The sequence below is a fragment of the Azospira sp. MPR-LB4 genome (assembly GCF_058809525.1).
Map to the genome: position 1 here is coordinate 2,181,827 of NZ_CM179521.1, position 25,560 is coordinate 2,207,386.

Annotated in this window: 30 protein-coding genes; 7 read left to right on the forward strand and 23 right to left on the reverse strand. The window is 67.1% G+C overall.

The window, feature by feature from the left end:
- Positions 1 to 37 precede the first annotated feature (37 nt).
- The gene (locus tag AC3QLZ_RS10320; RefSeq protein ID WP_014235798.1) at positions 38 to 655 is read left to right on the forward strand and encodes a glutathione S-transferase family protein; all 618 of its coding nucleotides are present in this window, start codon (positions 38 to 40) and stop codon (positions 653 to 655) included.
- Positions 655 to 1,467, forward strand: coding sequence for an alpha/beta hydrolase (locus AC3QLZ_RS10325; RefSeq protein ID WP_014235799.1), 813 nt, complete (start codon positions 655 to 657; stop codon positions 1,465 to 1,467). Before AC3QLZ_RS10320 ends, AC3QLZ_RS10325 begins: the two co-directional genes overlap by 1 nt.
- 72 nt (positions 1,468 to 1,539) lie before the next feature.
- Here the strand turns inward: AC3QLZ_RS10325 and AC3QLZ_RS10330 are convergent, their stop codons facing one another.
- The gene (locus tag AC3QLZ_RS10330) at positions 1,540 to 1,734 is read right to left on the reverse strand and encodes a YjfB family protein (RefSeq protein ID WP_014235800.1); all 195 of its coding nucleotides are present in this window, start codon (positions 1,732 to 1,734) and stop codon (positions 1,540 to 1,542) included.
- Positions 1,735 to 1,894: 160 nt separating this feature from the next.
- Here AC3QLZ_RS10330 and AC3QLZ_RS10335 point away from each other — a divergent pair, with 160 nt between their 5' ends.
- Positions 1,895 to 2,092, forward strand: a complete 198-nt coding sequence (locus AC3QLZ_RS10335; protein ID WP_014235801.1) for a hypothetical protein — start codon at positions 1,895 to 1,897, stop codon at positions 2,090 to 2,092.
- 17 nt (positions 2,093 to 2,109) lie between these two features.
- Here AC3QLZ_RS10335 and AC3QLZ_RS10340 read toward each other — a convergent pair whose 3' ends face one another.
- Positions 2,110 to 2,964, reverse strand: a complete 855-nt coding sequence (locus tag AC3QLZ_RS10340; RefSeq protein WP_014235802.1) for a type IV pili methyl-accepting chemotaxis transducer N-terminal domain-containing protein — start codon at positions 2,962 to 2,964, stop codon at positions 2,110 to 2,112.
- 82 nt (positions 2,965 to 3,046) lie between these two features.
- Positions 3,047 to 4,204 carry a class I SAM-dependent methyltransferase gene (locus tag AC3QLZ_RS10345; RefSeq protein ID WP_014235803.1) on the reverse strand — a complete coding sequence of 386 codons (1,158 nt, stop codon included), beginning with the start codon at positions 4,202 to 4,204 and terminating at the stop codon, positions 3,047 to 3,049.
- Positions 4,205 to 4,294: 90 nt separating this feature from the next.
- Here AC3QLZ_RS10345 and AC3QLZ_RS10350 point away from each other — a divergent pair, with 90 nt between their 5' ends.
- The 3 genes from AC3QLZ_RS10350 to AC3QLZ_RS10360 all read left to right on the forward strand — a co-directional run bounded on the left by AC3QLZ_RS10350 (position 4,295) and on the right by AC3QLZ_RS10360 (position 6,994).
- Positions 4,295 to 5,050 carry a pteridine reductase gene (locus AC3QLZ_RS10350; protein WP_014235804.1) on the forward strand — a complete coding sequence of 252 codons (756 nt, stop codon included), beginning with the start codon at positions 4,295 to 4,297 and terminating at the stop codon, positions 5,048 to 5,050.
- Between the two features lie 21 nt (positions 5,051 to 5,071).
- Positions 5,072 to 5,971, forward strand: a complete 900-nt coding sequence (gene ttcA, locus AC3QLZ_RS10355) for a tRNA 2-thiocytidine(32) synthetase TtcA (protein ID WP_014235805.1) — start codon at positions 5,072 to 5,074, stop codon at positions 5,969 to 5,971.
- 120 nt (positions 5,972 to 6,091) lie between these two features.
- Positions 6,092 to 6,994 carry an adenylate/guanylate cyclase domain-containing protein gene (locus tag AC3QLZ_RS10360; protein ID WP_014235806.1) on the forward strand — a complete coding sequence of 301 codons (903 nt, stop codon included), beginning with the start codon at positions 6,092 to 6,094 and terminating at the stop codon, positions 6,992 to 6,994.
- A gap of 80 nt (positions 6,995 to 7,074) precedes the next feature.
- Here the strand turns inward: AC3QLZ_RS10360 and AC3QLZ_RS10365 are convergent, their stop codons facing one another.
- The 11 genes from AC3QLZ_RS10365 to recA form a co-directional block, all read right to left on the reverse strand.
- Positions 7,075 to 9,411: a serine/threonine-protein kinase gene (locus tag AC3QLZ_RS10365; protein ID WP_014235807.1), complete on the reverse strand. Its 2,337-nt coding sequence runs from the start codon at positions 9,409 to 9,411 to the stop codon at positions 7,075 to 7,077.
- A gap of 21 nt (positions 9,412 to 9,432) precedes the next feature.
- Complete coding sequence (locus AC3QLZ_RS10370; RefSeq protein WP_014235808.1) at positions 9,433 to 10,248, reverse strand: hypothetical protein; 816 nt, start codon at positions 10,246 to 10,248, stop codon at positions 9,433 to 9,435.
- 16 nt (positions 10,249 to 10,264) lie between these two features.
- Complete coding sequence (locus AC3QLZ_RS10375) at positions 10,265 to 10,936, reverse strand: hypothetical protein (protein WP_014235809.1); 672 nt, start codon at positions 10,934 to 10,936, stop codon at positions 10,265 to 10,267.
- Positions 10,937 to 11,057: 121 nt separating this feature from the next.
- Entirely contained in the window at positions 11,058 to 11,372 is a 315-nt protein-coding gene (locus tag AC3QLZ_RS10380; protein ID WP_014235810.1) for a PsiF family protein, read from the reverse strand.
- A gap of 45 nt (positions 11,373 to 11,417) precedes the next feature.
- On the reverse strand, positions 11,418 to 12,353 hold the full coding sequence (hprK, locus tag AC3QLZ_RS10385; protein ID WP_014235811.1) for an HPr(Ser) kinase/phosphatase: 936 nt from the start codon (positions 12,351 to 12,353) through the stop codon (positions 11,418 to 11,420).
- Entirely contained in the window at positions 12,322 to 12,807 is a 486-nt protein-coding gene (ptsN, locus tag AC3QLZ_RS10390) for a PTS IIA-like nitrogen regulatory protein PtsN (protein ID WP_014235812.1), read from the reverse strand. The genes hprK and ptsN overlap by 32 nt, the downstream gene beginning before the upstream one ends.
- Before the next feature lie 155 nt (positions 12,808 to 12,962).
- Entirely contained in the window at positions 12,963 to 13,283 is a 321-nt protein-coding gene (hpf, locus tag AC3QLZ_RS10395; RefSeq protein WP_014235813.1) for a ribosome hibernation-promoting factor, HPF/YfiA family, read from the reverse strand.
- Positions 13,284 to 13,297: 14 nt separating this feature from the next.
- Positions 13,298 to 14,776, reverse strand: a complete 1,479-nt coding sequence (locus tag AC3QLZ_RS10400) for an RNA polymerase factor sigma-54 (RefSeq protein WP_014235814.1) — start codon at positions 14,774 to 14,776, stop codon at positions 13,298 to 13,300.
- 66 nt (positions 14,777 to 14,842) lie between these two features.
- Complete coding sequence (gene lptB / locus AC3QLZ_RS10405) at positions 14,843 to 15,589, reverse strand: LPS export ABC transporter ATP-binding protein (RefSeq protein ID WP_014235815.1); 747 nt, start codon at positions 15,587 to 15,589, stop codon at positions 14,843 to 14,845.
- A 65-nt stretch (positions 15,590 to 15,654) separates the two neighbouring features.
- Positions 15,655 to 16,110 (reverse strand): recombination regulator RecX, encoded by a 456-nt coding sequence (gene recX / locus AC3QLZ_RS10410; RefSeq protein ID WP_014235816.1) that lies wholly within the window; start codon positions 16,108 to 16,110, stop codon positions 15,655 to 15,657.
- Positions 16,107 to 17,129, reverse strand: a complete 1,023-nt coding sequence (recA, locus tag AC3QLZ_RS10415; protein WP_014235817.1) for a recombinase RecA — start codon at positions 17,127 to 17,129, stop codon at positions 16,107 to 16,109. Before recA ends, recX begins: the two co-directional genes overlap by 4 nt.
- Positions 17,130 to 17,265: 136 nt before the next feature.
- Here recA and AC3QLZ_RS10420 point away from each other — a divergent pair, with 136 nt between their 5' ends.
- The gene (locus AC3QLZ_RS10420) at positions 17,266 to 19,347 is read left to right on the forward strand and encodes a PAS domain S-box protein (protein ID WP_492783245.1); all 2,082 of its coding nucleotides are present in this window, start codon (positions 17,266 to 17,268) and stop codon (positions 19,345 to 19,347) included.
- A gap of 64 nt (positions 19,348 to 19,411) precedes the next feature.
- On the opposite strand, the gene bfr is transcribed toward AC3QLZ_RS10420, so the two are convergent.
- From bfr to ribA, 9 genes are all read right to left on the reverse strand, one after another.
- Entirely contained in the window at positions 19,412 to 19,891 is a 480-nt protein-coding gene (gene bfr, locus AC3QLZ_RS10425; protein WP_014235819.1) for a bacterioferritin, read from the reverse strand.
- Between the two features lie 54 nt (positions 19,892 to 19,945).
- Positions 19,946 to 20,461: a CinA family protein gene (locus AC3QLZ_RS10430; protein WP_014235820.1), complete on the reverse strand. Its 516-nt coding sequence runs from the start codon at positions 20,459 to 20,461 to the stop codon at positions 19,946 to 19,948.
- Complete coding sequence (locus AC3QLZ_RS10435; protein ID WP_043798702.1) at positions 20,458 to 20,964, reverse strand: phosphatidylglycerophosphatase A family protein; 507 nt, start codon at positions 20,962 to 20,964, stop codon at positions 20,458 to 20,460. Before AC3QLZ_RS10435 ends, AC3QLZ_RS10430 begins: the two co-directional genes overlap by 4 nt.
- Positions 20,954 to 21,925 carry a thiamine-phosphate kinase gene (thiL, locus tag AC3QLZ_RS10440; protein ID WP_014235822.1) on the reverse strand — a complete coding sequence of 324 codons (972 nt, stop codon included), beginning with the start codon at positions 21,923 to 21,925 and terminating at the stop codon, positions 20,954 to 20,956. Before thiL ends, AC3QLZ_RS10435 begins: the two co-directional genes overlap by 11 nt.
- A gap of 109 nt (positions 21,926 to 22,034) precedes the next feature.
- On the reverse strand, positions 22,035 to 22,517 hold the full coding sequence (nusB, locus tag AC3QLZ_RS10445; protein WP_014235823.1) for a transcription antitermination factor NusB: 483 nt from the start codon (positions 22,515 to 22,517) through the stop codon (positions 22,035 to 22,037).
- A gap of 60 nt (positions 22,518 to 22,577) precedes the next feature.
- Positions 22,578 to 23,051 (reverse strand): 6,7-dimethyl-8-ribityllumazine synthase, encoded by a 474-nt coding sequence (gene ribH / locus AC3QLZ_RS10450; RefSeq protein WP_014235824.1) that lies wholly within the window; start codon positions 23,049 to 23,051, stop codon positions 22,578 to 22,580.
- Between the two features lie 4 nt (positions 23,052 to 23,055).
- The gene (gene ribBA, locus AC3QLZ_RS10455; RefSeq protein WP_014235825.1) at positions 23,056 to 24,177 is read right to left on the reverse strand and encodes a bifunctional 3,4-dihydroxy-2-butanone-4-phosphate synthase/GTP cyclohydrolase II; all 1,122 of its coding nucleotides are present in this window, start codon (positions 24,175 to 24,177) and stop codon (positions 23,056 to 23,058) included.
- 5 nt (positions 24,178 to 24,182) lie between these two features.
- Positions 24,183 to 24,785, reverse strand: coding sequence for a riboflavin synthase (locus tag AC3QLZ_RS10460; protein ID WP_014235826.1), 603 nt, complete (start codon positions 24,783 to 24,785; stop codon positions 24,183 to 24,185).
- Between the two features lie 117 nt (positions 24,786 to 24,902).
- Positions 24,903 to 25,526: a GTP cyclohydrolase II gene (gene ribA, locus AC3QLZ_RS10465; RefSeq protein WP_014235827.1), complete on the reverse strand. Its 624-nt coding sequence runs from the start codon at positions 25,524 to 25,526 to the stop codon at positions 24,903 to 24,905.
- Between the last annotated feature and the right edge of the window lie 34 nt (positions 25,527 to 25,560).

The window sequence follows — 25,560 nt, forward strand, 5'->3', positions numbered from 1 at the left end:
GGGAAGCCGGCCCCGCGACACAGAACCAAGGAAAGCCATGATCACCCTCTACACCTGGGGCACCCCCAACGGCCGCAAGGTCTCCATCATGCTCGAAGAGTGCGGCCTGCCCTACGCCGTGCAGCCGGTGGACATCACCCGGGAGCAGCAGTTTGCCCCGGACTTCCTGGCCATCAACCCCAACAACAAGATCCCCGCCATCGTGGACCCGGACAGCCCCGGCGGCCAGCCCCTGAGCCTGTTCGAATCCGGCGCCATCCTCATCTACCTGGCGGAAAAGTGCGGCCGCTTCCTGCCCGCTGCCGGGCCGGAGCGCTATGCCGTGCTGCAATGGCTGATGTTCCAGATGGGCGGCATCGGCCCCATCTTCGGCCAGACCCACCACTTCCTGCGCTTCGCCCCGGCTCCGGTGCCCTACGCCATCGAGCGCTTCCGCACGGAAACGGCCCGCCTCTACGGCGTTCTCGAGGGTCAGCTGCAACGCCAGACCTACGTCGCCGGCGATTATTCCATCGCCGACATGGCCATCTACCCCTGGGTCAGCCGCCACGAATGGCAGGGCATCGACCTGGCAGACTATCCCCAGGTGGCCCGCTGGGCGGCCCTGGTGGGTGAGCGGCCCGCCGTGCGGCGCGGCATGGAGGTGCCCGCCTGATGGACACCCGCGCCCAGGACCAGGTCCTCGAAGTCATTTCCCGCCCGGCCCAAGGCAAGGCCAAGGCCCGGCCCACGCCCCTGCTCTTCGTCCATGGCGCCTTCGCCGGCGCCTGGTGCTGGGACGAGCACTTCCTGCCCTTCTTCTCCGCCGCCGGCTACGACGCCCATGCCGTTTCCCTGCGCGGCCACGGCGGCAGCTGGGGTCACAACAGCATCGACTGGTGGAGCATCCAGGATTACGTCGAGGACGTGCGCCGGGCGGTGGCGGAACTGGAACAGGCGCCGGTGCTGATCGGCCACTCCATGGGCGGCTTCGTGGTGCAGAAGTACCTGGAGCAGGCCCAGGTGCCGGGCGCCGTGCTGATGTGCTCGGTGCCGCCCCAGGGCCTGGTGGGGGCTTCCCTGCAGATGGTCTTCTCCCGCCCGGACCTGCTGGGGGACCTCAACCACCTGCTGGGGGGCGGCCAGGTGGCCAGCCATGTGCTGGAGCAGGCCCTGTTCGCCCAGGACGTGGAGCCGGAACGGCTGCTGCGCTACTACGGCCACATGCAGAAGGAGTCCCAGCGGGCCATCTGGGACATGTCCCTGTTCAACCTGCCCCAGCTGCTGCGCATGCGGCTGCCGCCCCTGCAGATCATCGGCGCCGAACTGGATGCCCTGGTGCCGGCGGCCCAGGTGAAGATGACCGGGGACACCTACGGCATCACCCCGGAAATCTTCCCCGGCATGGGCCACGGGCTGATGCTGGAACAGGATTGGGAAAAGGTGGCCAGGTCGCTCCTGGCCTGGCTCCAAGGCCAGGGTTTCTGAACCGCGGCACCAAAAACAAACGCCCCGGCAAGCCGGGGCGTTTCGGTATCTGCGACGGCAGGGCCGGGCAGCTCAGGCCGTGGTGTTCACGTTCTTGCCCAAATGGTCGGGCAGATTGACGGTGGACTGGGGCAGGGCCTGGATCAACTGGGCCGCACTGGAAGCCTGGGCATCCAGGGCCTTCTTCAGGACTGCGGTTTGAATCTGGTTGCTGGTCTGGGTTTCCGAAAAACTGGTGGCCAGACTGGCGATGCCATTGACGTCCATGGCGTTCTCCTCGTGGAATTACTGTTTCATTTTACGACCAAAATCCGTCTTTCTTGATACCGGAGCAAAAAAATCCCGGAACGGCTCAACCTTTTCCCACCGCGCTCCGTTACACCTCTTACAGGGCGACGGGCGCCCCCTCACGGTGAAGGAGAGCAACATGCTGACCATCATGGACATGAGCACGGGCCGCTGCAGCGACGACCTCACCGCCCATTACGACGAAGACGTGCTGAACGCCAACTGGACCGAGCCGCCCCGGCTGGAGCCCCAGCTGCAACTGGTGGCGGTGCCGACGCGGCAACCGGGTATCGACCCCGCCCTCTATCTCAACGCCTTCTACGCCGCCCAGGAATAGGCGCTGCCCGGCCAAACTCAGTTGCGACGGGCGCCCCCCGGCGCCACCGCCACCTGGGTGCTGTTGTAGGCCTGGGCGTACTGACGGCTGACCTCCTCCAGCACTTCGGCGATGCGCTCGCTGGTGGTAGCCACGTTGCGGGCCTGGCTCTGCCTGTCCGTACCGGCACCGCTGCCGCCGCCGACCAGGGCCTGGTCGAAGAATAGCCATTGGGTACGGGCCAGTTCCAGGGCATTGCGCACGGCGGCGGTGTTTTCCCGGGCCCCGGCCAGCTCGCCCAGGGCGGTATTGAATTCACGGCGGGCCTGTTCCGCGTCCACCTGGCGCCCCTGGCTGCGGTCACCGGCGTAGCCCATCAGATACAGTCGTGCCAGCCGCTGGGCCAGCATGTTCTGCCGCTGGGATAGATCCAGCAGGCGCCCCATATTGCCTTCGCTCTGCTCCTCGATCAGCAGGCTCAGCTTGCCGCTGGCCAGCATCAGGTCGTCGCTGACCGCCAGCACCCGCTGCAGGGCCGGCGTGGTGTAGGGGGACTTCAGGGCCTGCCGCAGCTCCACCCAGAGGGCCTGGGTGCGCTGCAGGGTTGGCGCCATGCGGCTCTGGCGGCTGTAGGGGGCCAGTTCGGCAAGAGCCGTCTCCAGTTGCTGGGTGGCTTTCTGCAACTGATTGCGGGCGCTGTCCGCCTGGATCTGCAGGCCGGCCTGCAGATAGAGCTTGGCCACACGCTGGGACTGCAGCCGCAGCTGGCCCACGGCCACCAGGTCGCTGGCCCCGGCAGCCTGGACGGCACCGGAAAGCAGCAGGGCAAAGAGAAACAGTAGTCCCAGGAAGAGGGCGCGACTGGCAGCGACGGGGAGCAAGGCAAGGGGCATGACGGCATTCCCGAAAACATCTAGGGGCCGTCAGTAAACACCCTCCGCGTTGCAGGAATATGAAGGGTCGGAACGCTGCCGCTTACAGGGTGTGGCTGCGGTCGCCGCGCTGGAAGCCGAGCAGGGGCTCGGCCAGGCCCTTGCCCAGGGCGATGACCTTGAACAGCTCGCCCATTTCATGGGGCTGCACCAGTTTCTGCACCATGGCCGCGGCCTTGAAGTACTCGCTGCTGCCGGGGGCCAGACTGGCCAGGCAGTCCAGCAGGCCCGCATTCATGAGGAACTGGCCCTGGGCGGTATAGCCCAGCACTTCCAGGCCTGCGACGAAGCCGGCTTCGGCCGCTGCCGTGAAATCCACGTGAGCGGTGATGTCGGTCAGGCCCGGCAGATGGAAGGGGTCCGGGTGGGCATGGTGGCGGTAGTGGCACATCAGGGTGCCGCCGCCCCGCTGGGGATGGTAGAACTCCTGCCGGGGAAAGCCGTAGTCCAGCAGCAGCAGGGCTCCTTGCTCCAGGATCGGCCCCCAGGAGGCCACCCAGGCCGGTGCCGCGAGGCCGATCTCGCTCATGTAGCCGGCCGGCGGAATGGTGCATTCGGCCGCCAGGGCCTGGGCCCTGGCCAGCAGTTCGCCGGTGGCGGGGCGTTCGACCCAGGCAAAGCCTGCGGGGCCGATGCCGACGCCCCGCTCGAAAATGCCGCTCTCGCGCCAGGCCACCGCATGTACGGGCATGGCGTCGAGCACCTCGTTGCCCAGCACCAGGCCGGAGAAGCGCTGCGGCAGGCGATCCAGCCATTGCACCCGGTCCAGCAGATGGGGCGCCCGCTGCTCCAGGGTCGCCGCCTGGCGCTGGCGCAGGTCAGGCGACAGGTCCAGGATGGCATAGCTTTCCGGCAGGCTGCCCAGGGCCTCCAGGGCCAGCAGCAGGTCGGCCGCCAGGCGGCCGGTACCGGCCCCGGCCTCGATGATGCGGGGGCCGCTGGCCGCCATGATCTGGGCCGCCTGGGGTGCCAGGCTGCGGGCGAAGAGGGGCGACAGTTCGGGGGCGGTGACGAAGTCCCCGTCGGCGCCGAACTTGCGCGCCCCGGCCGTGTAATAGCCCAGCCCCGGCGCGTAGAGCGCCAGTTCCATGAACCGGGCGAAGTCGATCCAGCCGCCCCGGCCGGCGATTTCGGCGGCGAGGGCATCGGTCAGTCGCTGGCTGTGAGCCAGGGCATCGGCGTCGGGCAGGGGCAAGGCCATGAAAGAAGAAGAAAAAGGGGCGAAAAGAGGGCGGGATGATGGGCCAATCCGCTAAAATTCGCAAACTTCCAAATCCGTTCAGGGCAGTCCATGGACAGCAACGGCAACTTGCAGGGCAAGGCGATTCTGGTGACCGGCGGCGCCAAGCGGGTCGGTGCGGCCATCGCCCGGCGCCTGCATGCCGCCGGCGCCAGTCTGGTGCTGCATTACCGCTCGGCGGCGGCCGAGGCCCGCAGCCTGGCGGCCGAGCTGAACGCCCAGCGGGACGGTTCCGCCGTCTGCATCCAGGCCGACCTGCTGCAGACCTCGGCCCTGCCCGGGCTGGTGGAGCAGTCGGTGACGGCATTCGGCCGCCTGGACGGTCTGGTCAATAACGCTTCCAGCTTTTTCCGCACGCCCCTGGGCAGCATCGACGAGGCGGCCTGGGACGACCTGGTGGGCAGCAACTTCAAGGCCCCCCTGTTCCTCACCCAGGCGGCGGCGCCCCATCTCCGGGCCAGCGGCGGCGCCGTGGTGAACATCACCGACGTCCATGCCGAGCGCCCCCTGGTGGGCTATCCCCTGTATTGCGCCGCCAAGGGCGCCCTGCTCACCCTGACCCGGGCCCTGGCGGCGGAGCTGGCACCGGTGGTGCGGGTCAATGCGGTGGCGCCTGGCCCCATCCTGTGGCCGGAGGGCAGCGACTTCGACAGCGCCGCCCGCCAGGCCATCGTCGCCGACACCCTGCTGGGCCGGGAAGGCAGCCCGGCCGACATCGCCCGGGCCGTGCACTTCCTGCTGGTGGACAGCCCTTACATCACCGGCCAGGTGATCAACGTAGACGGGGGCCGCACGGCCCATCTGTAATCAAGTAACCAGGAATCTCCCGTGGAACGCTCCAACACCCTGCAACGCATTGAAAAATGGCTCCTGCGCGAAACCGGCAAGGCCATCGCCGACTACAACATGATTGAGGAAGGCGACACGGTGCTGGTCTGCGTTTCCGGCGGCAAGGATTCCCATACCCTGCTGCACCTGCTGCGCATCCTCCAGGCCAAGGCGCCGATCAACTTCCGCCTCATCGCCATGAACCTGGACCAGAAGCAGCCCGGCTTCCCGGCCGAGGTGCTGCCGGCCTACTTCGAGAAGACCGGCGTCGATTTCCGCATCATCGAGGCCGACACCTACTCGGTGGTGAAGGAGAAGATTCCCGAGGGCAAGACCACCTGCTCCCTCTGTTCCCGCCTGCGCCGCGGCATCATCTACCGCACCGCCAAGGAACTGGGCGCCAACAAGATCGCCCTCGGCCACCACCGGGACGACATGGTGCATACCCTGTTCCTCAACCTGATTTTCGGCGGCAAGCTGAAGGCCATGCCGCCCAAGCTGGTCACGGACGACGGCGCCCACGTGGTCATCCGTCCGCTGGCCTACTGCGCCGAGAGCGACATCGCCCGCTACTCCCGGGGCATGGAATTCCCCATCATCCCCTGCAACCTTTGCGGCTCCCAGGACAACCTGCAGCGGCAGAAAATCCGGGAGATGATGCAGGAGTGGGACCAGAAATTCCCCGGCCGCACCGAGGCCGTCTTCAGCGCCCTGCAGAACGTGGTGCCCTCCCACCTGGCGGACACCAAGCTGTTCGACTTCAAGGGTCTCAAGGCCGGCCTGACCCCGGCGGCCGAGGGCGACACCCTGTTCGATCCGCCGGAGCTGCCCCCCATGCTGGCGCCCCGGGGTCCCCTGGACGGGGACGATTTTCCGCTGCCCGTAGTGGCTGGGGCCTGAGCCCTTTGCTATGATGCCGGTTCAGGGAAAATCAACATAAATCAATAATATGACGAAGATAATACGTGCAGTTCAGGTAGTTGGAGTCATGCTGTCGCAGTCATTCAGGGGGGTAATGGCATGAGTAGTACCGAATCAGAACTGGCGGTACTGTTTGCCGACATTTCCGGCAGCACCCGGCTCTACGAGAAGCTGGGGGACACGGAAGCCCTGCACGCCGTCGATCGCTGCATCAAGCGCATGGAGCGGGCCGTCGAGGGTTACCAGGGGCGCATCATCAAGACCATCGGCGACGAACTGATGGTGGCCTTCCCCACCGCCGACGCCGCCTTCCAGGCGGCCATGGACATGCAGCAGCGGGTCCTGGACCTGCCGCCGGTTTCCGGGGTCAAGCTCAACATCCGGGTGGGTTTCCATTTCGGCCCCACCATCGAGGAGAACAACGACCTCTTCGGCGACACGGTGAACACCGCCGCCCGCATGGCCGGTCTGGCCAAGGCCGGCCAGATCATCACCAACGCCCAGAGCCTGGCTACCGTCTCGCCGCTGCTGCGGGCCTCGACCCGGGATGTGGACCGGCTGCCGGTGAAGGGCAAGGCCGAGGAAATGCAGATCGTCGAGGTGCTGTGGCAGGAGACCGAGGAGCTGACCATGAAGGCTCCCAGCATCGACCCCACCCAGCCCCTGCGCACCGTGACCCGCCTCTGCGTGCGGCACCACGGCAAGGCCTATCTGCTGGATGACAAGACCTCCACCCTGACCTTCGGCCGCGGCGGCGAGAACGACGTGGTCATCGAGGACCGCAAGGCCTCCCGCAGCCACGCCAAGATCGAACGCCGTCGCGACAAGTACGTGCTGATCGACCAGAGCACCAACGGCACCTTCGTCGCCTTCGAAGGCGAGGCCGAAGTGTTCCTGCGGCGCGAGGAGATCGTCCTGCGCAACAAGGGCCTGGTGGCCTTCGGCCACACCGCCGCCAGCGGCAGCACCGAAATGGAAGTGGCCCAGTTCGAATACCTGTAAGCGGGCCCCAACCAAAGCCAACGGCCGGAGGCGTCATGCCTGCCGGCCGTTTTTTTTTGGGCCTGTCCCCAGGAGCGTCTTCAGATTTCCAGCTTCTTCAGCAGGGCCGGGTTTTTCACCACTTCGGCCCGGCGCCCGGGCGTGGCTTCGTAGAGGGCGGCCGGCGGCGCCTCGTTGAGGCGAGCCAGGCCGGCAGCGCTGCTGCAACGGCTGTCCAGGCCCACCGTCACCTCGCTGCCGGCGGTGGATACCACGCTGAAGCAGGGCTGGCCCAGCTTGCGGTTGAGGGGCGCAAGGACGGCGGCCTGGGCCAGCTCCGCCGTGGCCGGCAGGCTGCCGGACAGCTCCGCCTCCACCACCTCGCCGTCGAGACGGGTGCCCAGCACTGCCCGCAGGCCGTTCATTTCCTGCTGCAACCTGGGCAGCAGGGCCTTGTCGGGCAGGGCGCCGAAGCGGAAGCGGACCTTCTGGCCGGCGAAACGGAAGTGCTGCAGGAAGAAGCTCTTGGAGAACTCCTCGCCCACCAGCCGGCCCACATCCTTCAGGGCCGCCTCTTCCGTGGCCCAGCTGCCGTTCTGGGGCAGGGTGGTGTTGAAGTAAATTTCCTCGCCGCTGGCCTGGTCGATGCACTTCACCGTCCACGAGGTGATGACGTACTTCTCGATGGTCAGGCCGGAAGCCTGCAGGGTGGCGGAAAGCTTCTTGAAGCGGGCCTCGCCGACGATGGCGAAATCGGCCCCCGGCTGGCCCTTGGCGGCATCGCCCCAGGTGCGAAAGCCGAAGGACTGGACCCGCTCCTTGAGGATGTTCTCGGCGATGGGGGAACGCACGGCGTCGCCGGCTTCGCCCCGGGTGTTGATGGTGACGGAGATTTTCGGGTCGCCGTTGTTGCGGATGAAATCCACCCGCTCCTCGGCAGACATCTGGTTGAGGGATTTCTGCACTTCCCGCACCCGCACCACGGCCCGGGTGCCCAGGGTGGCCAGACCGCCGGCCTCCTGCTGTGGCGCCTCTTCCTGCAGCACCGATTCGATGAAGTCGCCGCTGCGGGAAAGCAGGCGGGCAGACAGCAGATCGTAGTAGCGGGAGAGGGAGGCCGGCTGCACGTTGAGGGCCACCGCCTTTTCCACCAGCTGGCGACGGGCATCCTCCCGCAGGGCGGCCTGCAGCAGGGCCGGATCGCCGGCCAGGCGGGAATCGCTGGGATCGGCCACGCCCACGGCGGAAATGACGATGGTGCCGTTGTCGGCCGCCGCTACCGAAGCCGTCGGCAACGCTGCCGGGGAACCCGATCCGTCGCCGCCGCGGCCCAGGTACAGGTAGCCGGCACCGGCCGCCACCAGGATCGCCGCCCCCGCCGCCAAGGCATAGGGCAGACGGGATTTGGCAACGGCCTGGGAGGCAGGCGGGACGGACGTCCCGGCCATGCCATGGCTGGAAGGCGCGTCCTTGCTGGCCGCTGGCGATGGCACCACCCGGGTGGCTTCGCCGGCTGCGGCGGGCCCTGCCGCCCCGGAGACCAGGGTCCGCTCCGCCTCGGCAGAGAGCAGGGTGACCTCATCGGCCACCAGGGTCGCCTCCTCCTCGGGGCCGCCGGCCATGGCCTGCTGCAGGGCGGCGGCAAATTCCCGGGCGCTCTGGAAACGCTGCTCCGGCCGCTTCGCCAGGGCCTTGCGCACCACCGCATCGAAACGCCGCGGCACCTGCACGTTGAGCTCGGAAGGGGCGATGGGGTCCTCCTTCAACACCTTGTGCATGATGGTGGTGAGCTGGCCGGTGAAGGGCTTTTCCCCGGTGAGAAACTGGTAGAGCAATACACCGGCGGAGAACAGGTCGGAACGGCCGTCCACCGTCTGCCCCATGAACTGCTCCGGCGACATGTAGGCCGGAGTGCCGAGGACGGAGCCGGCCTGGGTCAGGTTGGAGGATTCGATGCGGGCGATGCCGAAATCCCCCACCTTGGCCTGGCCGTTGTGCAGGATGAAAATGTTGGCCGGCTTGATGTCCCGGTGCACGATGCCGTTGCCGTGGGCGTGGTCCAGGGCGGAGAGCAGCTCGCCCATGAGGCGGGCGATCTCGCTGAGGGAAAAGCGTTCGGACTTGTCGAAATAGTCCTTCAGCTCCCGCCCTTCCACATACTCCATGGCGATGAAGGCGGTGCCCCCGTCCTCGCCATACTCGTAGATGGCGACGATGTTGGGATGGTTGAGCCGCCCGGCGGCCTGGGCCTCGCGCTGGAAACGGCTCAGCAGCTCCTGGGCCTCGTCCTTCTCCAGCTGGTCCCGGCGCACGGTCTTGAGGGCCACCCGCCGGGCAATGCCCGGGTCGAAGCCCTCATAGACCACCCCCATGGCCCCCCGCCCCAACTCTCGGCGGACCTCGTACTTGCCCAGTCTGGGCGGCATAGCCTCGGCCATAGCGGCTCTCCCGGCGGCAGGTTATTTGTACTTGCTGTCGATTTCCCAGACGTTCTTCTGCACCAGGCGCTGCACCATGCTGTCCAGGGTGAGGCCGCCGGAGGCGCCGGAGGAAACGCCCATCACCGACGAGCCCTTGGCTCCCAGCTCCATCTTCTCTTCGGTATAGCCGGTGGCCACCTGTTCGGTGGTGTTGGCGTCGATGATCTTGTAGCGCATGCCGATGATCCACACCCCGGTGTTTTCCTGGGTCTGCACCGAACCGACCACCGTCTCGCCGACGGCACCGGCCTGGGCCCCGCCCATGGAGCCGGAGAAGGCGCCGAAGACGCCCAGCAGCTTGCCCACGGCACGGCCGTCGAAGCCCTGCTGGGCCTGGGCCACCTGCTCGGCCTTGAGGATGTCGAACTTGACCACGTACTTGGTGGTCTTGAACTTGCCCTTCTGCAGCAGCTTGCGGGCGGCGCTGGGGTCGCCCATGGTGTAGGCCAGGGTGAACTCGTTGAGCAGGGGCCCCATGTCGGAGCGTTCGAGGATCTTGAAGTTGGCCTTGCCCAGTTCCAGTTCGGCGTAGTCGGCGATGTTGTTGGGGCCGTACTTCTGGGTGAAGGAGGCGTTGTTGGACTTCACCTCCCCCGGGATGACCACCAGGGCCGGGCCCTTCTTCGCCGCATTGGCGTACTCCACCGGCTTGTACATGGCCTTGTCGGCCATTTCGTTGGCCTGCTTGGAGGTGTCGCTGCCGGCGGTAGGCGACGGGCTCTCGAAAACCGGCTGGGCGAAGGCCGAACCGGCAAAAGCCAGGGCCAGGGCAATGGGGGCGATTTGCTGACGCATGGAAGACTCCGTAGGTTTATTTTTTTGGTTTGCCGGCAGCCCGGCAGTAATCGTTGTAGAGCTTGGCCACCACCTCTTCGGCCTGCTCATTGACCAGCTCCAGGACCATGCCGGCGGTGTCGCTGCCGGAATAGGATTCGGCCTTGGCCGTGGCGGTGGAGATGGTGCGGCCGTCCGCCGCCGCCAGGGTGAAATGCATGGTGACATAGACCTCGGGCAGACGCACCACCGGGTTGTAGGCGGTGCGGGTGGAAACCCCGCCCTTGAGCACGAAGGCAGCACCCAGCTTGCTGGAGGCGGCCAATGCCGCGTCCGGGTCGTTGCGGAAGTAGGCCTCCATTTCGGCCTGGGCAATGCGGGCCCGCTGCTCCTCGGCGGTGTAGGTCTTCAGGCCAAGAGCCTTCAGCTTCTGGTTGATTACGGCGGCGTGGCGGCCGTATTTGCTGCCCTGCAACTGATAGCCATCGGCCGTCTGGTCGGCCAGGGCCACCAGGATGCCCTGGTTGCGCAACGCCGCCTTGCAGGGAGCGGCCAGATTCTGGGCGATGCGACCGCGGCGCCCCTCGTCCTCGGCAGCGTCCTGCTTCTCCTCCTCGGAAAAACTGAAGGCCCGGGCACCGCCGGTCGCCGCCAGCAGCAGGCCGCAGCAGAGCAGGCGGGAAGCGGCACGCAGAAGGGCTGGCTGCATCTCGGGCTCCAGGGAAATGCCCGGCGTCGGGGCGGTATTGGGGGAATGGGGCAGGCCATTCTGTCAAAAAAAATGCCAGCCTTCAATCGGCTGGCATTTTTGCGGGAAGTCCGCCCCGGGCTTACTTGGCAGCCTGGCTGTCGGCTTCGCACTTCTTGATGAAGGAGGCCTTGGCAGCACCGGCCAGTTTCTTCTCCGCGGCCTTGGACTGGCACTCCGCATTGGCGGCGGGAGCGTCGGCGGTCTTGCCGGAGAGGCAGGTCTTCATGAAGCCCTTGCGCTCGTCGCCCTTGAGGCCTTTCTCGCCGGCCTCCTTGTTGCAGTTCTTCATGCGCTCCTGCTGGGGCGTCGGCGCTTTGGCCGCGTCAGCGGCGCCGGCAATGGGAGCCAGGCCGATACAGGCCAGGGAACACAGGGCAAGCAGCATCTTTTTCATGGTGTCTCCGTCAGTGGTCAGGCAGGGATCACCACTATGCGTTCGTCAAATATCGTCGTCAAGCAGCAGCTTCTGCTGCCGGGTGATGAATTCCTGCATGTTGTCGATGCCGCGCAGCTGCAGGATGCTGTTGCGCACCGCCGCCTCCAGCAGCACCGCCAGGTTGCGCCCGGCGGCCACCGGAATGACCACCTTGCGCACGGCCACGCCGAGGATCTCCTGGGTCTGGGCATCCAGGGGCAGGCGCGGCGCATCCACCCCGGCCACCGGCTTCTGCAGGTGCACGATCAGCTTGAGCTTCATTTTCCGCCGGGAGGCGGTCTCGCCGAAGATGGTGCGGATGTTTAGCAGGCCCAGGCCCCGCACTTCGAGGAAGTCCCGCAGCATGCCCGGGCAACGGCCCTCGATGGTGGCGGGGGCGATGCGAGCCAGTTCCACCACGTCGTCGGCGACCAGGCCGTGGCCCCGGGAAATCAGTTCCAGGGCCAGTTCAGACTTGCCGACGCCGGAATCGCCGGTGATGAGGACGCCCATGCCCAGCACGTCCATGAAGACGCCATGCACCGACACCGTGTCCGCCAGGCGGCGGGAGAGGTAGATGCGCAGCAGGTCGATCACGGCCGAGCAGGGTTTGGCGGTGGTGAACAGGGGAGTGCCGGTGCTCTCGCAGCCCTCCAGCACGGCCGGCAGCACTTCCAGGCCCTCGGCGACGATGACGGCAGGAGGCTGGGCGGCGAAGATTTCGTTCATCTGCGCCTTGAGGCGCTCAGGATTGACCCGGCTCAGCCACTGGTACTCGGCGGCGCCGATGACCTGCAGGCGTTCCGGGTGGATCAGGTTGAGGTGGCCGACCACGTCGGCGCCGTAGTTGCCCCGCTCCCGGATCTCGATGGAGCGTTCGGCACCCTGGGCCGCGACCCAGGTCAGGGACAGCTTGTCCTGGTGGTCCTCAAACAGCTGGCTGATGGAGATTTGCCGCATGGTTCCCCCAGTCGGTGAACAGGCGGTGGGCGTCGTCGGTGTTGTCGCAGGCGCCCAGGGCCTCGCGGAAGGCCCGGTCGGAGAAACGCTGGGCCAGCTCGGAAAGAATCTGCAGATGCTGCTCGGTGGCCTGTTCCGGCACCAGCAGCACGAACATCAGGCCGACGGGCTTGCCGTCGGGGGAATCGAAAGGCACCGGGGCGGACAGGCGCATGAAGGCGCCGGCGGCTTCCTTGAGCCCCTTGATGCGGCCGTGGGGAATGGCAACCCCCTGGCCCAGGCCGGTGGAACCGAGTTTTTCCCGGGCGAAGAGGCTGTCGAAAACCGTGGCCCGGGCGATGCCCAGGTTGTTCTCGAACAGCAGTCCGGCCTGCTCGAATGCCCGCTTCTTGCTGCTGGCTTCGAGGTCCAGCAGGATGTGGGCGGGAGGGAGGAGTTTGGCGATCAGATCCATGGGGCGGGAACCTTCCCCGAACAGCGGGATGGCGGCGGCAGGGCCGGTTGGAGACTGGGATTCAGGCAGGATACCTGGCGAAAAGTGGCGGGATCATAACGGAAAACGACCCCGCCGCCTATGCCTTTCGTCCCAGTCCCGGAGAGGGAATCAGATCACTCTTCGATGTGATTCTTGATGGTGTCGCGGTGGTGATCCTGGGCCTTCTGCTTGTACTTCTGCACCTGGCGGTCCAGCTTGTCGATCAGGGTGTCCACGGCGGCATACAGGTCGGCATCCTCGGCATCCACGTGGATGTCCTTGCCGGGCACGCGCACGGTGACTTCAGCCTTCTGCTTCAGCTTTTCCACGGTGAGGATGACGTTGACGTCGATGACGCTGTCGAAGTGACGCGTAACCCGCTCCAGCTTGGCAGTGACGTAGTCGCGGATCGCCGGGGTGACTTCCAGGTGATGTCCGGTGATGTGCAGGTTCATGGCTCGCTCCTTTTTTAGATGGACTTGCGTAGGTTGGCCGGCGAAATGTTGAGCGCTTCTCTGTATTTTGCAATGGTTCGACGCGCCACAACAATGCCTTGTTGGCCAAGAATTTCGGATATTTGACTGTCCGAAAGGGGTTTTCTGGGGTCTTCGGCCGCCACCAGCTGCTTGATCAGGGCCCGGATGGCGGTGGCCGAACAGGCGCCCCCCGTATCCGTGGCCACATGGCTGCCGAAGAAATACTTGAGTTCGAAAATGCCCCGGGGGGTGGCCATGTACTTCTGGGTGGTCACCCGGGAGACGGTGGATTCGTGCAGGCCCAGGGTTTCGGCGATTTCCCGCAGCACCAGGGGACGCATGGCCACCTCGCCGTGTTCGAAGAACTGGCGCTGGCGGTCCAGGATGGCCTGGGACACGCGCAGGATGGTGTCGAAACGCTGCTGCACGTTCTTGATCAGCCAGCGGGCCTCCTGCAGCTGGCCGGAGAGGCTGGAGCCGCGCTGCTTGGAGAGGATCTCGGCGTAGAGCCGGTTGATGCGTAGGCGCGGGTAGGCGTCCGGATTGATGCTGGCGGTCCACTGGTTGCGCACCTTCTTCACCACCACGTCCGGGGTGATGTAGCGGGCATCCAGGGGCGCGTACTGGGCGCCGGGCCGGGGGTTGAGGCTCTTCACCAGGTTGGTGACGGCGCGCAGGCGCTCGTCGTCGCAGCCCAGCAGCTTCTTCAGCTTGGTGAAGTCCCGGCCGGCCAGCAGTTCCAGATGATGGCGCACCAGCTTCAAGGCCTGGTCCCGCACCTCGTCGGCCGGCAGGGCTTCCAGCTGCAGGGCCAGGCATTCGCCCGGAGTACGGGCGCCGACACCGGTCGGGTCCAGGTGCTGCAGGTGGCGCAGGGCGATCTGCAGGTCGTCCAGGTCGATTTCCAGCTCTTCCGGCAGGGCTTCCTGCAGCTCCTCCAGGGGCTGGGTCAGGTAGCCGTCCTCGTCCAGCGCCTCGATGAGGAAGCTGACCAGCTGCCGGTCCCGCTCGGAGAGCTGCATCAGGCCCAGCTGCCAGTTGAGGTGGTCGCGCAGGGAGGTGTTGGCGGCCTGCACTTCCTGGAAGTCGGAATCCTCGTCTTCGTCGCGGGAGGCGGAAGGGTAGCTGCCTTCGGCAAACCAGTCCTCGCCTTCGCCCAGGCTGTCCCGGCTGTCGTCCCGGACTTCTTCGGGGCCATGACTGTCGGCGCCTTCACCGGATTCGCCGCTATCGCCTTCCCGCGGGCCTTCGGCAGCGGCCTCGGCCGTACTGCCGGCGTATTCGCCTTCGCTCCCGCTGTAGGAGGGCTCGTAGTTCTCGTCCTCCCGCTCCAGCAGGGGGTTTTCCAGCAGATACTTCTCCAACTCTTGCTCCAGCTCGAGCGTCGACAGTTGCAGCAGCCGGATGGACTGCTGCAGCTGTGGCGTCAGGGCCAGGTGCTGCGAGAGTTTGAGTTGGAGGGTTGGTTTCATGGACCCGGGGCCGAAGGGGCCGGCGGCAATGAGCGGGTTGAGGGAAAGACTCGGAGACTGGGCTCGTCAGAGACGGAAGCTCTCGCCCAGATATACTTTTCGGACGTCTTCATTATAAACGATCTCATCCGGGCGGCCAGACGCCAGCACCCGGCCCTCATTGATGATGTAGGCCCGGTCGCAGATGCCCAGGGTCTCACGCACGTTGTGGTCGGTGATGAGCACGCCGATGCTGCGGTCCTTGAGGAAACGGATGATCTTCTGGATTTCCAGCACGGCGATGGGGTCCACGCCGGCGAAGGGCTCATCCAGCAGGATGAAACGGGGAGAGGTGGCCAGGGCCCGGGCGATTTCCACCCGGCGGCGCTCGCCACCGGACAGGGCGGCGGCATTGGAAGCGCGGATGTGGCCGATGTGCAGCTCTTCCAGCAGTTCCTCCAGGCGCAGGTCGATCTCGTGCTTGGGCAGCTTCTGCAGTTCCAGCACGGCGCGGATGTTCTCCTCCACGTTGAGCTTGCGGAAGACGGAAGCCTCCTGGGGCAGGTAGGAAATGCCCAGATGGGCCCGCTTGTGGATGGGGAAGTGGGTCACTTCCTGATTCTGCAGCTGGATGGAGCCGCCGTCGGAGGGCACCAGGCCGACGATCATGTAGAAACAGGTGGTCTTGCCGGCACCGTTGGGGCCCAGCAGGCCCACCACCTCACCGCTGCCCACCTCGAAGGACACGTCATGCACCACGGTGCGGGACTTGTAGCGCTTTTTCAGGTTGTTGGCGGAAAGCTTGGCGATGAGGTCGGGGTTCTGCTCGGACATGGGCTATCGGATTCTATGAATGCGGGGGCGTAAAGGCATTGTGCCAGAGGTGTCGCCCGGGGGTTCTACCAGTCGCTGCCGGACTCGTCGTCCCAGCCGCCCTGCAGCACCTGGCGGACGGTGGCGGCGGCAAAGCCGCGGCTGAGGAGGAAGCGGGTCTGTTTGGCCCGCTCGGCCAGATCGGCGGGCAGGGCGGCGAATTTCTTCTGCCACACCTGGCGCGCCCGTTCCAGCTCGCTGCCGCCCTGGGCCAGGGCCGCGGCGACGGTTTCCTCGGCCACGCCCTTCTGCCGCAGTTCCTGGGCCAGCCGGGCATCGCCGTAGCGGCGGGCGCGGATGGCGACCCTTTCACTGGCATAGCGGGCATCGGAAAGCTGGCGGCGGGCCGCCAGGTCGTCCAGCAGGGCCTCCAGCTCAGCCTCGGATTCTGCGTGGGGCGCCAGCTTGCGGGCCAGTTCGGCCCGGCTGTACTCCCGCCGCGCCAGCAGCCCCAGGGCCCGCTGGCGCAGGCTCGGGGTCATTCCCCGGCAGCGGCCGCCGGGGCGGGGTTGGCCACGCCCAGGGCTTCCCGGATCTTGCCTTCGATTTCCTGGGCAATGGCCGGGTTGGCCTTGAGGAATTCCCGGGAGTTGTCCTTGCCCTGGCCGATTTTCTCGCCCTTGTAGGAATACCAGGCGCCGGACTTCTCGATCAGCTTGTTGGCCACCCCCAGTTCGATGATCTCGCCCTCGCGGGAGATGCCTTCGCCGTAGAGGATGTCGAACAGGGCTTCGCGGAAGGGCGGGGAGACCTTGTTCTTCACCACCTTGACGCGGGTTTCGTTGCCGATCACCTCGTCACCCTTCTTGATGCCGCCGATACGGCGGATATCCAGGCGCACGGAGGCGTAGAACTTGAGCGCGTTGCCGCCGGTGGTGGTTTCCGGGGAACCGAACATCACCCCGATCTTCATGCGGATCTGGTTGATGAAGATGACCAGGGTATTGGTCTTCTTGATGTTGGCGGTGAGCTTGCGCAGGGCCTGGCTCATCAGGCGGGCGTGCAGGCCCATCATGGAATCGCCCATCTCGCCTTCGATTTCGGCCTTGGGGGTGAGGGCGGCCACGGAGTCCACCACGATCACGTCCACACCGCCGGAACGCACCAGCATGTCGGCGATTTCCAGGGCCTGTTCGCCGTTGTCCGGCTGGGAGATGAGCAGCTCGCCGATGTTCACGCCCAGCTTCTGGGCGTACTGGGGATCGAGGGCGTGTTCCGCGTCGATGAAGGCGGCGGTGCCGCCCAGCTTCTGCATCTCGGCGACGACCTGCAGGGTCAGGGTGGTCTTGCCGGAGGATTCCGGACCGTAGATTTCCACCACCCGGCCCCGGGGCAGGCCGCCCACGCCGAGGGCCACGTCCAGGCCCAGGGAGCCGGTGGACACCACGTCCACGCCCTTGTCCACTTCGGTCTCGCCCATCTTCATGATGGCGCCCTTGCCGAACTGCTTTTCAATCTGCGCCAGTGCGGCGGTTAGTGCTTTGGCCTTGTTGTCGTCCATGACTGAATTCCCCAAAATCAAGCGGCTGATTATGGCACAAACCCTCCGGCCTACGCCAAGTTACCCGGACTACGTGTTATCCCCAGCATCAAAGGCCTTGGAACACCGCGGCAAAGCAGGGAAAATGGCGCAAATTATGCTAAAGCGATTATTGGCGCCCCCGGCCGCCGCTCCCCTCCCCGCTGCCCGCCTGCCCCTGCTCCCGGGGCTGCTGCTGGTGTTTGCCGCCTATCTGGCGGTGGCCCAGCTGACCATGGCCATCGGCACTGCCGGCCACGGCCTCTTCGTGCCCTTCTGGCCCCCCGCCGGCATTGCCCTGGCCGCCCTCGTCCTGGGCGGCGGACGGCTGTGGCCGGCAGTGCTGCTGGCCACCCTGGGCAGCGCCCTCATCAGCGGCTTTGCTCCCCTCACCGGCCTGCTCATGGGCGCCGGCAACGCCCTCGGCGCCTGGGCCGGCTACCGTCTGCTGCGGGGTCCCCTGCAGTTCGATCCGCGCCTGGGCCGCCCCCAGGACGTGCTGCACCTGTGTTTCAGCGCCCCCGTGCTGGGCGGCGCCATCAGCGCCAGCCTGGGCGTCGGTGCCCTGAGCCTGGGCGGCAGCCTGGAGCCGGCCCAGCTGCTGCCCGCCTGGCGCGGCTGGTGGGTGGGCGACCTGGCCGGCACCCAGCTGCTGGCCCCCCTGCTGCTGGCCTGGCTGCAGCCCCGGGAAGGCCTGGACCAGGGCCGCTGGCGCCATCTGGCGGTGGCGGCGGTGGTCGCCGCCGCCCTCAGCAGCCTGTGGTTCTTCTCCGAACGGGCCCCCGAATCCTTCGCCTACGCCGGCCTGCTGCTCCTGCTGACCCTGATCTGGATCGCCTTCAGCTGCGAATTGCGCCTGGTGACCCTGGCCCTGGCCACCACGGCCCTGACGGCCGCCGTCTTCGCTGCCCTGGGCACCGGCCCCTTCGCCAATATCGAGCCCCAGCTGGTGCAGGTGAAGCTGCAGGTGCTGATCGCCTCCCTCACCGCCGTGACCCTGGCCCTGGCCGCCGCCAACCGGCAGCGCCGCAGCGCCGAGGAGGACCGCAACCGGGCGGAGGAGCGCCTGGAACAGGTGCTGGACTCCCTCGACGACGTCATCTGGACCCTGGAGGCGGAGGAACGGCGTTTCTCCTTCGTCAGCGGCGCCACCCAGCGCCTCAGCGGTCATTCCGCCGCCGAGCTGTATGCGAACGCCATGCGCTGGGCCGACGATCTGCATCCGGCGGACCGGGAAACCACCCTGGCCGCTTTCGAACGGCAGTTCGCGGGGGAAGCCGCCGACCAGGAATTCCGCATCATCCGCGACGGCGAGGTACGCTGGCTGCGGGTCCGCAGCCATCCGGTGGTGGTGGCGGAGCGGGTGGTGCGCATCCACGGCATCACCCAGGACGTCACCTCCCTGCACCGGGCCATGGACCGCCTCGCCGCCAGCGAGGAGCGCCTGCGCCGGGCCCTGGGCGCCTCAGAGGTGGGGGTGTGGGACTGGGCGGTGGAGACAGGCAATCTGCAGTTCGTCCTGGCCGTGGCCGACGGCAACGGCTACCGTCTGGCCGAGCGCAGCGTCGGCCTAGCCGAATGGGAGGCCAGCCTGCACCCGGAGGACCGGGCCCGGGCCATGCAGGCCCTGCTGGATTGCCGCGACGGGCGCAGTCTCCGCTTCCGCTGCGAATACCGCACCCACACCCGGCACGGCCACTGGCGCTGGTTCCGCGGCGAAGGCCAGGTGGTGGGCAGCGCCGACGGCCAGGCCCGGCACCTGGCCGGCACCTTCCGCGACATCCACGAGCGCAAGCAGGTGGAGGCGGAACTGGAGAAGCTCTCCATGGCGGTGGAACAGAATCCCTCGGTGGTCTTCATCACCGACGCCCAGGGCCGCTTCGAATACTGCAACCAGGCCTTCTCGGAAGTCACCGGCTACGGCCTGGAGGACATCCTGGAACAGACGCCGCGGCTACTCAAGTCCGGGCTCAACGAGGTCGGCACCTATGCCGACCTGTGGCGCACCATCAACGCCGGCAAGACCTGGCGCGGACGCCTGCTCAACAGGCGGCGGGACGGCAGCATCTACGTCTGCCTGCAGGCCATCGCCCCCATCCGCGACGCCAACGGGCGCATCACCCACTTCGTCAGCATCAGCCAGGACCTCTCCGAACTGCAGGAATCGCCGGACCTGTGGCCGCCCCGGCGGCGCAGCTGAAGGGCGCCGGTCAACGCAAAAGGCCGCCCGCGGGCGGCCTTTTGACTGGCGGGGCGGCAGCGGCTCAGGCGGCGTCGCCCATCTGGGACTGCAGGTAGTTTTCCAGGCCCACCAGTTCGATCAGCTTCAGCTGCTGTTCCAGCCAGTGGGTGTGGTCCTCTTCCGTGTCGTCCAGCATCTTCAGCAGCATGTCCCGGGTCACGTAGTCCTTGTGGGCCTCGCAGCGGGCCATGGCGGCACGCAGTTCCTTGACCACGGAGATTTCTACGGCCAGGTCGCTCTTCAGCATCTCCGGCACGGTCTTGCCGATCTTCATGGACTTGGCCGGGGTCATGCCCGGAGTGCCTTCCAGGAACAGGATGCGCTTGATGAGCCAGTCGGCATGCTCGGTTTCGTCCTGCATCTCGTGCCAGATGCGCTCGTTGAGCTTCTTCAGGCCCCAGTTCTCGTACATGCGGGCGTGGATGAAGTACTGGTCCCGGGCCATCAGTTCGCCGGCCAGGAGTTCGTTCAACAGCTTGATGACTTCAGTGTTGCCTTTCATGGCGCGCTCCGCGGAAAAAGGGGGAATGGGCCGATGGTAATCCAGGCCCGGGGCTTAGGCCAGCACCGGCGCCTGCAGCCGCTGCCGCAGCACGTCCAGGGCATGGGCCACGGTCTGGGCCCGCACCGCCTCCCGGTCGCCGGCGAAATGGCGGGTTTCCAGCGCCACCCAGTCCTCGGGGCCGGCCCAGGCGAAGCACACCGTGCCCACCGGCTTGGCCGGGGTGCCGCCGGTGGGACCGGCGATACCGCTGACCGCCAGCGCCCACTGGGCGCGGCTTCTGGCAATGGCACCCTGGACCATGGCGCCTGCCGTGGCTTCCGACACAGCCCCTTCGCTACGCAAGGTCTGGCGCGGCACGCCGAGCATGTCCTGCTTGGCCTCGTTGCTGTAGGTGATGAAGCCCCGGTCGAACCAGTTGGAGCTGCCGGCGATGGCGGTGCAGCACTGGCCGATCCAGCCGCCGGTGCACGACTCGGCGGTGGCAAGGCGCTCGCCCCGCTGCAGCAGGGCTTCGCCGACGGCGGCGGCCAGGGCCTCCAGCTCGGCCTGGGCGGGTCCACCGCTCACAGCAGGCGCCCCAGGACGAAGTGCAGCACGGCCAGGGAGAGGATGGTGTAGAGGCCGGCAAAGACGTCGTCCATCATGACGCCGAAGCCGTTCTTCACCTGCTCGTCGAAATAGTTGGCCGGATAGGGCTTGAAGATGTCGTAGATGCGGAACAGCAGGAAGGCCGTGGTCTGCCACAGGGCCGTCTGCCACCAGAACTGGCCCACCGGGCAGAAGAACAGCACCAGCCAGAAGGGCACGATCTCGTCCCAGACGATGGAACCGTGGTCCACCACCCCCAGGTCCCGGCCGGTGCGGTGGCAGGCCAGCACGCCGCCGACGAAGCACACCAGGAGGAAGACGAGGAAGCCGATTTCGTCGAAATTGGGCCGGATCAGGGAATAGACGGCCCAGGAGAAAAGGGTGCCGGCCGTGCCCGGGGCGAAGCGGGAGAGGCCGCTGCCCAGGCCGCAGGCGACGAAGTGGGCCGGATGGGAGAAGAGGAAGCGCAGGTCAGGTCGCACGGAAGTGGTCATATCCCTTGAATTGATCCATGAATTCGGGAGGCAATGGCGCCCCGTCGCCATCATACAGGCTCACCCCGGCACCTTCGGCCGCGTAGCCGATACGCCACAGGGTCAGCTCCAGGTCGGCGGCCAGGGCCGCCAGGGCCATGCGTTTTTCCGCCGGTGCGGTGAAGGCCAGTTCGTAGTCGTCGCCGCCGGCCAGCTGGCAGCGCTGGGCCAGCAGCGGGTCCACGCCCCTGGGCAGCAGGGGCAGCTGGCCCACGTTGAGGCGCAGCTCCACCCCGGAGCGCTCGGCGATATGACCCACGTCAGCCAGCAGACCGTCGGAAATGTCGATGGCCGCCGTGGCCAGCTGCCGCTGCACCAGGGCCAGGCCCAGGGCAATGCGCGGCCGGGGCCGCTGCAGGGCGGTGAGGCAGCGCTGCACCAGGGCCTCGGGCAGTTCAATCTTGCCCTGCAGCTGGGCCAGGCCCAGGGCCGCCAGGCCGGGCTGGCCGGAAACCCACAGGTCGTCGCCGGCCTTGGCGCCGTCCCGGCGCAGGGCCTGGCCCGGTGCCACTTCGCCGAGGGCGGTGACGCACAGGTTGAGCGGGCCCCGGGTGGTATCGCCGCCCACCACGTCCACCTGGCTGGCCCTGGCCAGGGTGAAGAAGCCCTTGGCGAAGGCGGCCAGCCAGGCCTCGTCGGCTTCGGGCAGGCTGCCGGCCAGCAGCACCCAGCGGGGCTTGGCACCCATGGCGGCGAGGTCGGAAAGATTGACGGCCAGGGTCTTCCAGCCCAGGCCTTCGGGATCGGTGTCGGGCAGGAAGTGCACGCCGGCCACCAGCATGTCGGTGGTCACCGCCAGCTCCATGCCGGGGGAGGGCTGCAGCAGAGCGCAGTCGTCGCCGGGACCGAGCACGGCCCCCGGTGTCGGGCCGGCGAAGTGGCGGGCGATCAGTTCAAACTCGGAAGGCATGGGCGGTTTTGCTCGGGGGCGGACAGTCGGGGAAAACGGAGGCAAGAGAAAGGGCACAGGGATCACAGAGAAGTCTCCGTGGCCGCTGTGCCCCGCCGGGAATGCCGGATCAGCCGCGCTGCTGCCTGCGCTTGGCTTCGACCTCGGCCGCCCGCAGCTTGCCGGCCAGCTTGTCGAGGACGCCGTTCACGTACTTGTGGCCGTCGGTGCCGCCGTAACCCTTGGCCAGCTCGATGCACTCGTTGATGATGACCTTGTAGGGCGTTTCCGGATGATGGGTCAGCTCCAGGGCGCCCAGCAGCAGGATGCAGGCCTCGATGGGGGACATCTCGTCGAAGCCCCGGTCGAGGAAGGGCGTCAGTTCGGCCACCAGGGCTTCCCGCTGGGCCAGGGCGCCGCGCACCAGGCCGACGAAGAATTCCCGGTCGGCCTTGTCGAAGCCGGAGACGTCGGCCATATGGGCCTCGATCGCGGCCTCGTCCTGACCGCCGATGCGCCACTGGTACAGGCCCTGCAGGGCGAATTCCCGGGAACGGCGGCGGGGGGATTTGGCGGCGGCGGGCTTGCCGGCGGGTTTCTTGGCTTCGGTCATGGTGTTGCCTTCACTTCAGGTTGGCCGGGCGGCCCCGGTGGGGCGCTCCCGGCGGATAAATTACTTGCCGACGGCTTTGAGCAGATTGGCCATTTCCACGGCGGCCTGGGCGCAGTCGGCACCCTTGACCTGCATGCGGACCAGGGCCTGGTCGTCGTTTTCGGTGGTGAGGATGCCGTTGGCGATGGGCACCCCGGTCTTCAGCTGCACTTCCAGGACGCCGCGGCAGGAATCGTTGGAGACCACCTCGAAGTGGTAGGTCTCGCCGCGGATCACCGCCCCCAGGGCCACCAGGGCGTCGTACTTGCCGGTCTGGGCCATGGTCTGCAGCACCAGGGGAATCTCCAGGGCGCCGGGCACGGTGGCGATGGTGATGTCGCCGGCGGCCACGCCCAGGCGCTGCAGCTCGGCGGTGCAGGCGGAGAGCAGGCCTTCGCAGACGTCCAGGGTGAAGCGGGCCATGACGATGCCGACCTTGAGGCCGGCGCCGTTGAGGTTGATGTCGTGTTCGGGGATGTTGTCGTAGCGGGCCATGGTCTCAGGGCTTTTCAATGTCGGTGACGAAACCGGTGACTTCGAGGCCGAAGCCGGTCATGGAAGGCATGCGGCGCGGGCTGGAGAGCAGCTTCATCTTGCGCACGCCCAGCTGGCGCAGGATCTGGGCGCCGATGCCGTAGATGCGCGGGTCCCACTTCTTCGGCGCCGGGGCGGCGGCCTTTTCGGGGCACAGGGCGGCGCGCAGGTCGCTACCGCTCTGGGGCCGGTGCAGCAGCACGATGACGCCGCTGCCGTGCTTGGCCAGGGCCTGCTGGGCCTGGTCGATGGAGACGGTATGCACGCCGCCGGCAGGGTCGAGGAAGTCGAGCACGGAGACGGGCTCATGGACCCGCACCAGGGTTTCCTGATCGGCCTTGATCTCGCCCTTGACCAGGGCCAGGTGCACCTCGTCGGCCACCCGGTCGTGGAAGGCGTGCAGCTGGAACTCGCCGTGGGGGGTCTGCACGGTCTTGACGCGCAGGGGCTCCACCAGGGTTTCGTGTTCGCTGCGGTAGTGGATCAGGTCGGCGATGGTGCCGATCTTGAGGCCGTGCAGTTTGGCGAATTCGATCAGGTCCGGCAGGCGGGCCATGGTGCCGTCTTCCTTGAGGATCTCGCAGATGACGGAGGACGGCTCCAGGCCGGCCAGGGCGCCCAGGTCGCAGCCGGCCTCGGTGTGGCCGGCGCGCACCAGCACGCCGCCGGGCTTGGCGGTGATGGGGAAGATGTGGCCGGGCTGGACGATGTCGTCGGGACCGGCGTTCTTGGCCACGGCGGCCTGCACGGTGCGGGCCCGGTCGTGGGCCGAAATGCCGGTGGTGACGCCCTCGGCGGCCTCGATGGAGACGGTGAAGGCGGTGCCGTAGGGGGTCTTGTTGTCCCGGGCCATCTGGGTCAGGCCCAGCTGGCGGGAGCGTTCCTCGGTGATGGTGAGGCAGACCAGGCCACGGCAGTGGGTGACCATGAAGTTGATGGCTTCGGGGGTAATGAAGTCGGAGGCGATGATGACGTCGCCTTCGTTTTCCCGGTCCTCCTCGTCCACCAGGATGACCATCTTGCCGGCGCGGATGTCGGCGATGATGTCCTGGATCGGGGAGATGGCACTGGCAGTAGCGGCATTCATGGCGTTCAGGCTTCCGGATTGAGCATGCGCTCGACGTAGCGGGCGATGAGGTCCACTTCCAGGTTCACCTTGGCGCCCACGTGCAGGCGGTTCAGGGTGGTGACTTCCAGGGTGTGGGCGATGAGGTTGATGCTGAAGGTGCTGCCGCTGACCGTGTTGGTGGTGAGGCTGACGCCGTCCACGGTCATGGAGCCCTTGCGCGCGATGTACTTGGCCAGCTCGGCCGGCGCTTCGATCTGCAGCAGGCGGTTGGCTTCCTTGCCTTCGCCGATGAGGTCGAAGCGGGTCACGGTGCCGACCCCGTCCACATGGCCGGAGACCAGGTGGCCGCCGAGGCGGTCCGCCAGGCAGAGGGCCTTCTCCAGGTTCACCGGGCCGGGCTCGGCCAGGCCCACGGTACAGGAGAGGGTCTCGGGGGAGACGTCCACGCAGTAGTGGCTGGGGGTCTTTTCCACCACGGTGAGGCAGACGCCGTTGTGGGCGATGGAATCGCCCAGGGCCACGTCCGTCATGTCCAGGCCGCCGGGCTCCACGGTCAGCCGGAAGCCGGCCTCACGGGCGGTCAGATGGGTGATGCGACCGACGGCCGCGACGATACCGGAAAACATGGATTTATCTCGGAATTTTGGGGTTGGGGAAGGGGATTTTATCACGCCGCACCGGGGGGCTCCGGATGGGGACCGCCCCGGGGCGGGACGGCGGCCACGGCCGCCGGCAAGTGGAACCTAGTCCTGTTCCAGCCAGGGCAGCAGGTGGCCCATGCGGGCCGCCTTGGTTTCCAGATAGTCCTGGTTGCGCGGGCCGCGGCCGGCCACATGGGGCACCCGCTCGGTCACATTGACACCCCGGGCGGTGAGGGCCGACACCTTGGCCGGATTGTTGGTCATCAGGCGCACCGCCGGCACCCCCAGGGTGTTGAGCATGGCGGCGGCGACGCCGTAGTCCCGGGCGTCGTCGGGCAGGCCCAGGGCCCGGTTGGCGTCCACCGTGTCCAGGCCCTGGTCCTGCAGGGCGTAGGCCCGCAGCTTGTCCAGCAGGCCGATGCCCCGGCCTTCCTGGCGCAGGTACAGCAGCACGCCCCGGCCCTCCTTGGCGATGGCCGCCAGGGCCGCCTCCAGTTGGGGACCGCAGTCGCAACGCAGGGAAAAGAGGCCGTCGCCGGTGAGGCATTCGGAATGGAGGCGGGTCAGGGCCGGCACGCCGTCGCCCACCTGGCCCAGGGTCAGGGCCAGATGCTCCTTGCCGGAAGCGGTTTCCTGGAAGCCGTGCAGGCGGAAGACGGCCCAGGGCGTGGGCAGTTCGCAGCTGGCCACCAGGGCCACGGCCGGCAGGGAAGGGGTGGAAGTCATGTTGTTATAAGTTGAATTTTATTGAGCTGTTCTC

What these genes read in the sequence shown, in the direction of transcription:
- AC3QLZ_RS10320 (WP_014235798.1), top strand. Translation starts at nt 38, where the DNA reads ATGATCACCCTCTACACCTGGGGCACCCCCAACGGCCGCAAGGTCTCC.
- AC3QLZ_RS10325 (WP_014235799.1), top strand. Translation starts at nt 655, where the DNA reads ATGGACACCCGCGCCCAGGACCAGGTCCTCGAAGTCATTTCCCGCCCG.
- AC3QLZ_RS10330 (WP_014235800.1), bottom strand. Translation starts at nt 1,734, where the DNA reads ATGGACGTCAATGGCATCGCCAGTCTGGCCACCAGTTTTTCGGAAACC.
- AC3QLZ_RS10335 (WP_014235801.1), top strand. Translation starts at nt 1,895, where the DNA reads ATGCTGACCATCATGGACATGAGCACGGGCCGCTGCAGCGACGACCTC.
- AC3QLZ_RS10340 (WP_014235802.1), bottom strand. Translation starts at nt 2,964, where the DNA reads ATGCCCCTTGCCTTGCTCCCCGTCGCTGCCAGTCGCGCCCTCTTCCTG.
- AC3QLZ_RS10345 (WP_014235803.1), bottom strand. Translation starts at nt 4,204, where the DNA reads ATGGCCTTGCCCCTGCCCGACGCCGATGCCCTGGCTCACAGCCAGCGA.
- AC3QLZ_RS10350 (WP_014235804.1), top strand. Translation starts at nt 4,295, where the DNA reads ATGGACAGCAACGGCAACTTGCAGGGCAAGGCGATTCTGGTGACCGGC.
- AC3QLZ_RS10360 (WP_014235806.1), top strand. Translation starts at nt 6,092, where the DNA reads ATGAGTAGTACCGAATCAGAACTGGCGGTACTGTTTGCCGACATTTCC.
- AC3QLZ_RS10365 (WP_014235807.1), bottom strand. Translation starts at nt 9,411, where the DNA reads ATGGCCGAGGCTATGCCGCCCAGACTGGGCAAGTACGAGGTCCGCCGA.
- AC3QLZ_RS10370 (WP_014235808.1), bottom strand. Translation starts at nt 10,248, where the DNA reads ATGCGTCAGCAAATCGCCCCCATTGCCCTGGCCCTGGCTTTTGCCGGT.
- AC3QLZ_RS10375 (WP_014235809.1), bottom strand. Translation starts at nt 10,936, where the DNA reads ATGCAGCCAGCCCTTCTGCGTGCCGCTTCCCGCCTGCTCTGCTGCGGC.
- AC3QLZ_RS10380 (WP_014235810.1), bottom strand. Translation starts at nt 11,372, where the DNA reads ATGAAAAAGATGCTGCTTGCCCTGTGTTCCCTGGCCTGTATCGGCCTG.
- hprK (WP_014235811.1), bottom strand. Translation starts at nt 12,353, where the DNA reads ATGCGGCAAATCTCCATCAGCCAGCTGTTTGAGGACCACCAGGACAAG.
- ptsN (WP_014235812.1), bottom strand. Translation starts at nt 12,807, where the DNA reads ATGGATCTGATCGCCAAACTCCTCCCTCCCGCCCACATCCTGCTGGAC.
- hpf (WP_014235813.1), bottom strand. Translation starts at nt 13,283, where the DNA reads ATGAACCTGCACATCACCGGACATCACCTGGAAGTCACCCCGGCGATC.
- AC3QLZ_RS10400 (WP_014235814.1), bottom strand. Translation starts at nt 14,776, where the DNA reads ATGAAACCAACCCTCCAACTCAAACTCTCGCAGCACCTGGCCCTGACG.
- lptB (WP_014235815.1), bottom strand. Translation starts at nt 15,589, where the DNA reads ATGTCCGAGCAGAACCCCGACCTCATCGCCAAGCTTTCCGCCAACAAC.
- recX (WP_014235816.1), bottom strand. Translation starts at nt 16,110, where the DNA reads ATGACCCCGAGCCTGCGCCAGCGGGCCCTGGGGCTGCTGGCGCGGCGG.
- recA (WP_014235817.1), bottom strand. Translation starts at nt 17,129, where the DNA reads ATGGACGACAACAAGGCCAAAGCACTAACCGCCGCACTGGCGCAGATT.
- AC3QLZ_RS10420 (WP_492783245.1), top strand. Translation starts at nt 17,266, where the DNA reads ATGCTAAAGCGATTATTGGCGCCCCCGGCCGCCGCTCCCCTCCCCGCT.
- bfr (WP_014235819.1), bottom strand. Translation starts at nt 19,891, where the DNA reads ATGAAAGGCAACACTGAAGTCATCAAGCTGTTGAACGAACTCCTGGCC.
- thiL (WP_014235822.1), bottom strand. Translation starts at nt 21,925, where the DNA reads ATGCCTTCCGAGTTTGAACTGATCGCCCGCCACTTCGCCGGCCCGACA.
- nusB (WP_014235823.1), bottom strand. Translation starts at nt 22,517, where the DNA reads ATGACCGAAGCCAAGAAACCCGCCGGCAAGCCCGCCGCCGCCAAATCC.
- ribH (WP_014235824.1), bottom strand. Translation starts at nt 23,051, where the DNA reads ATGGCCCGCTACGACAACATCCCCGAACACGACATCAACCTCAACGGC.
- ribBA (WP_014235825.1), bottom strand. Translation starts at nt 24,177, where the DNA reads ATGAATGCCGCTACTGCCAGTGCCATCTCCCCGATCCAGGACATCATC.
- AC3QLZ_RS10460 (WP_014235826.1), bottom strand. Translation starts at nt 24,785, where the DNA reads ATGTTTTCCGGTATCGTCGCGGCCGTCGGTCGCATCACCCATCTGACC.
- ribA (WP_014235827.1), bottom strand. Translation starts at nt 25,526, where the DNA reads ATGACTTCCACCCCTTCCCTGCCGGCCGTGGCCCTGGTGGCCAGCTGC.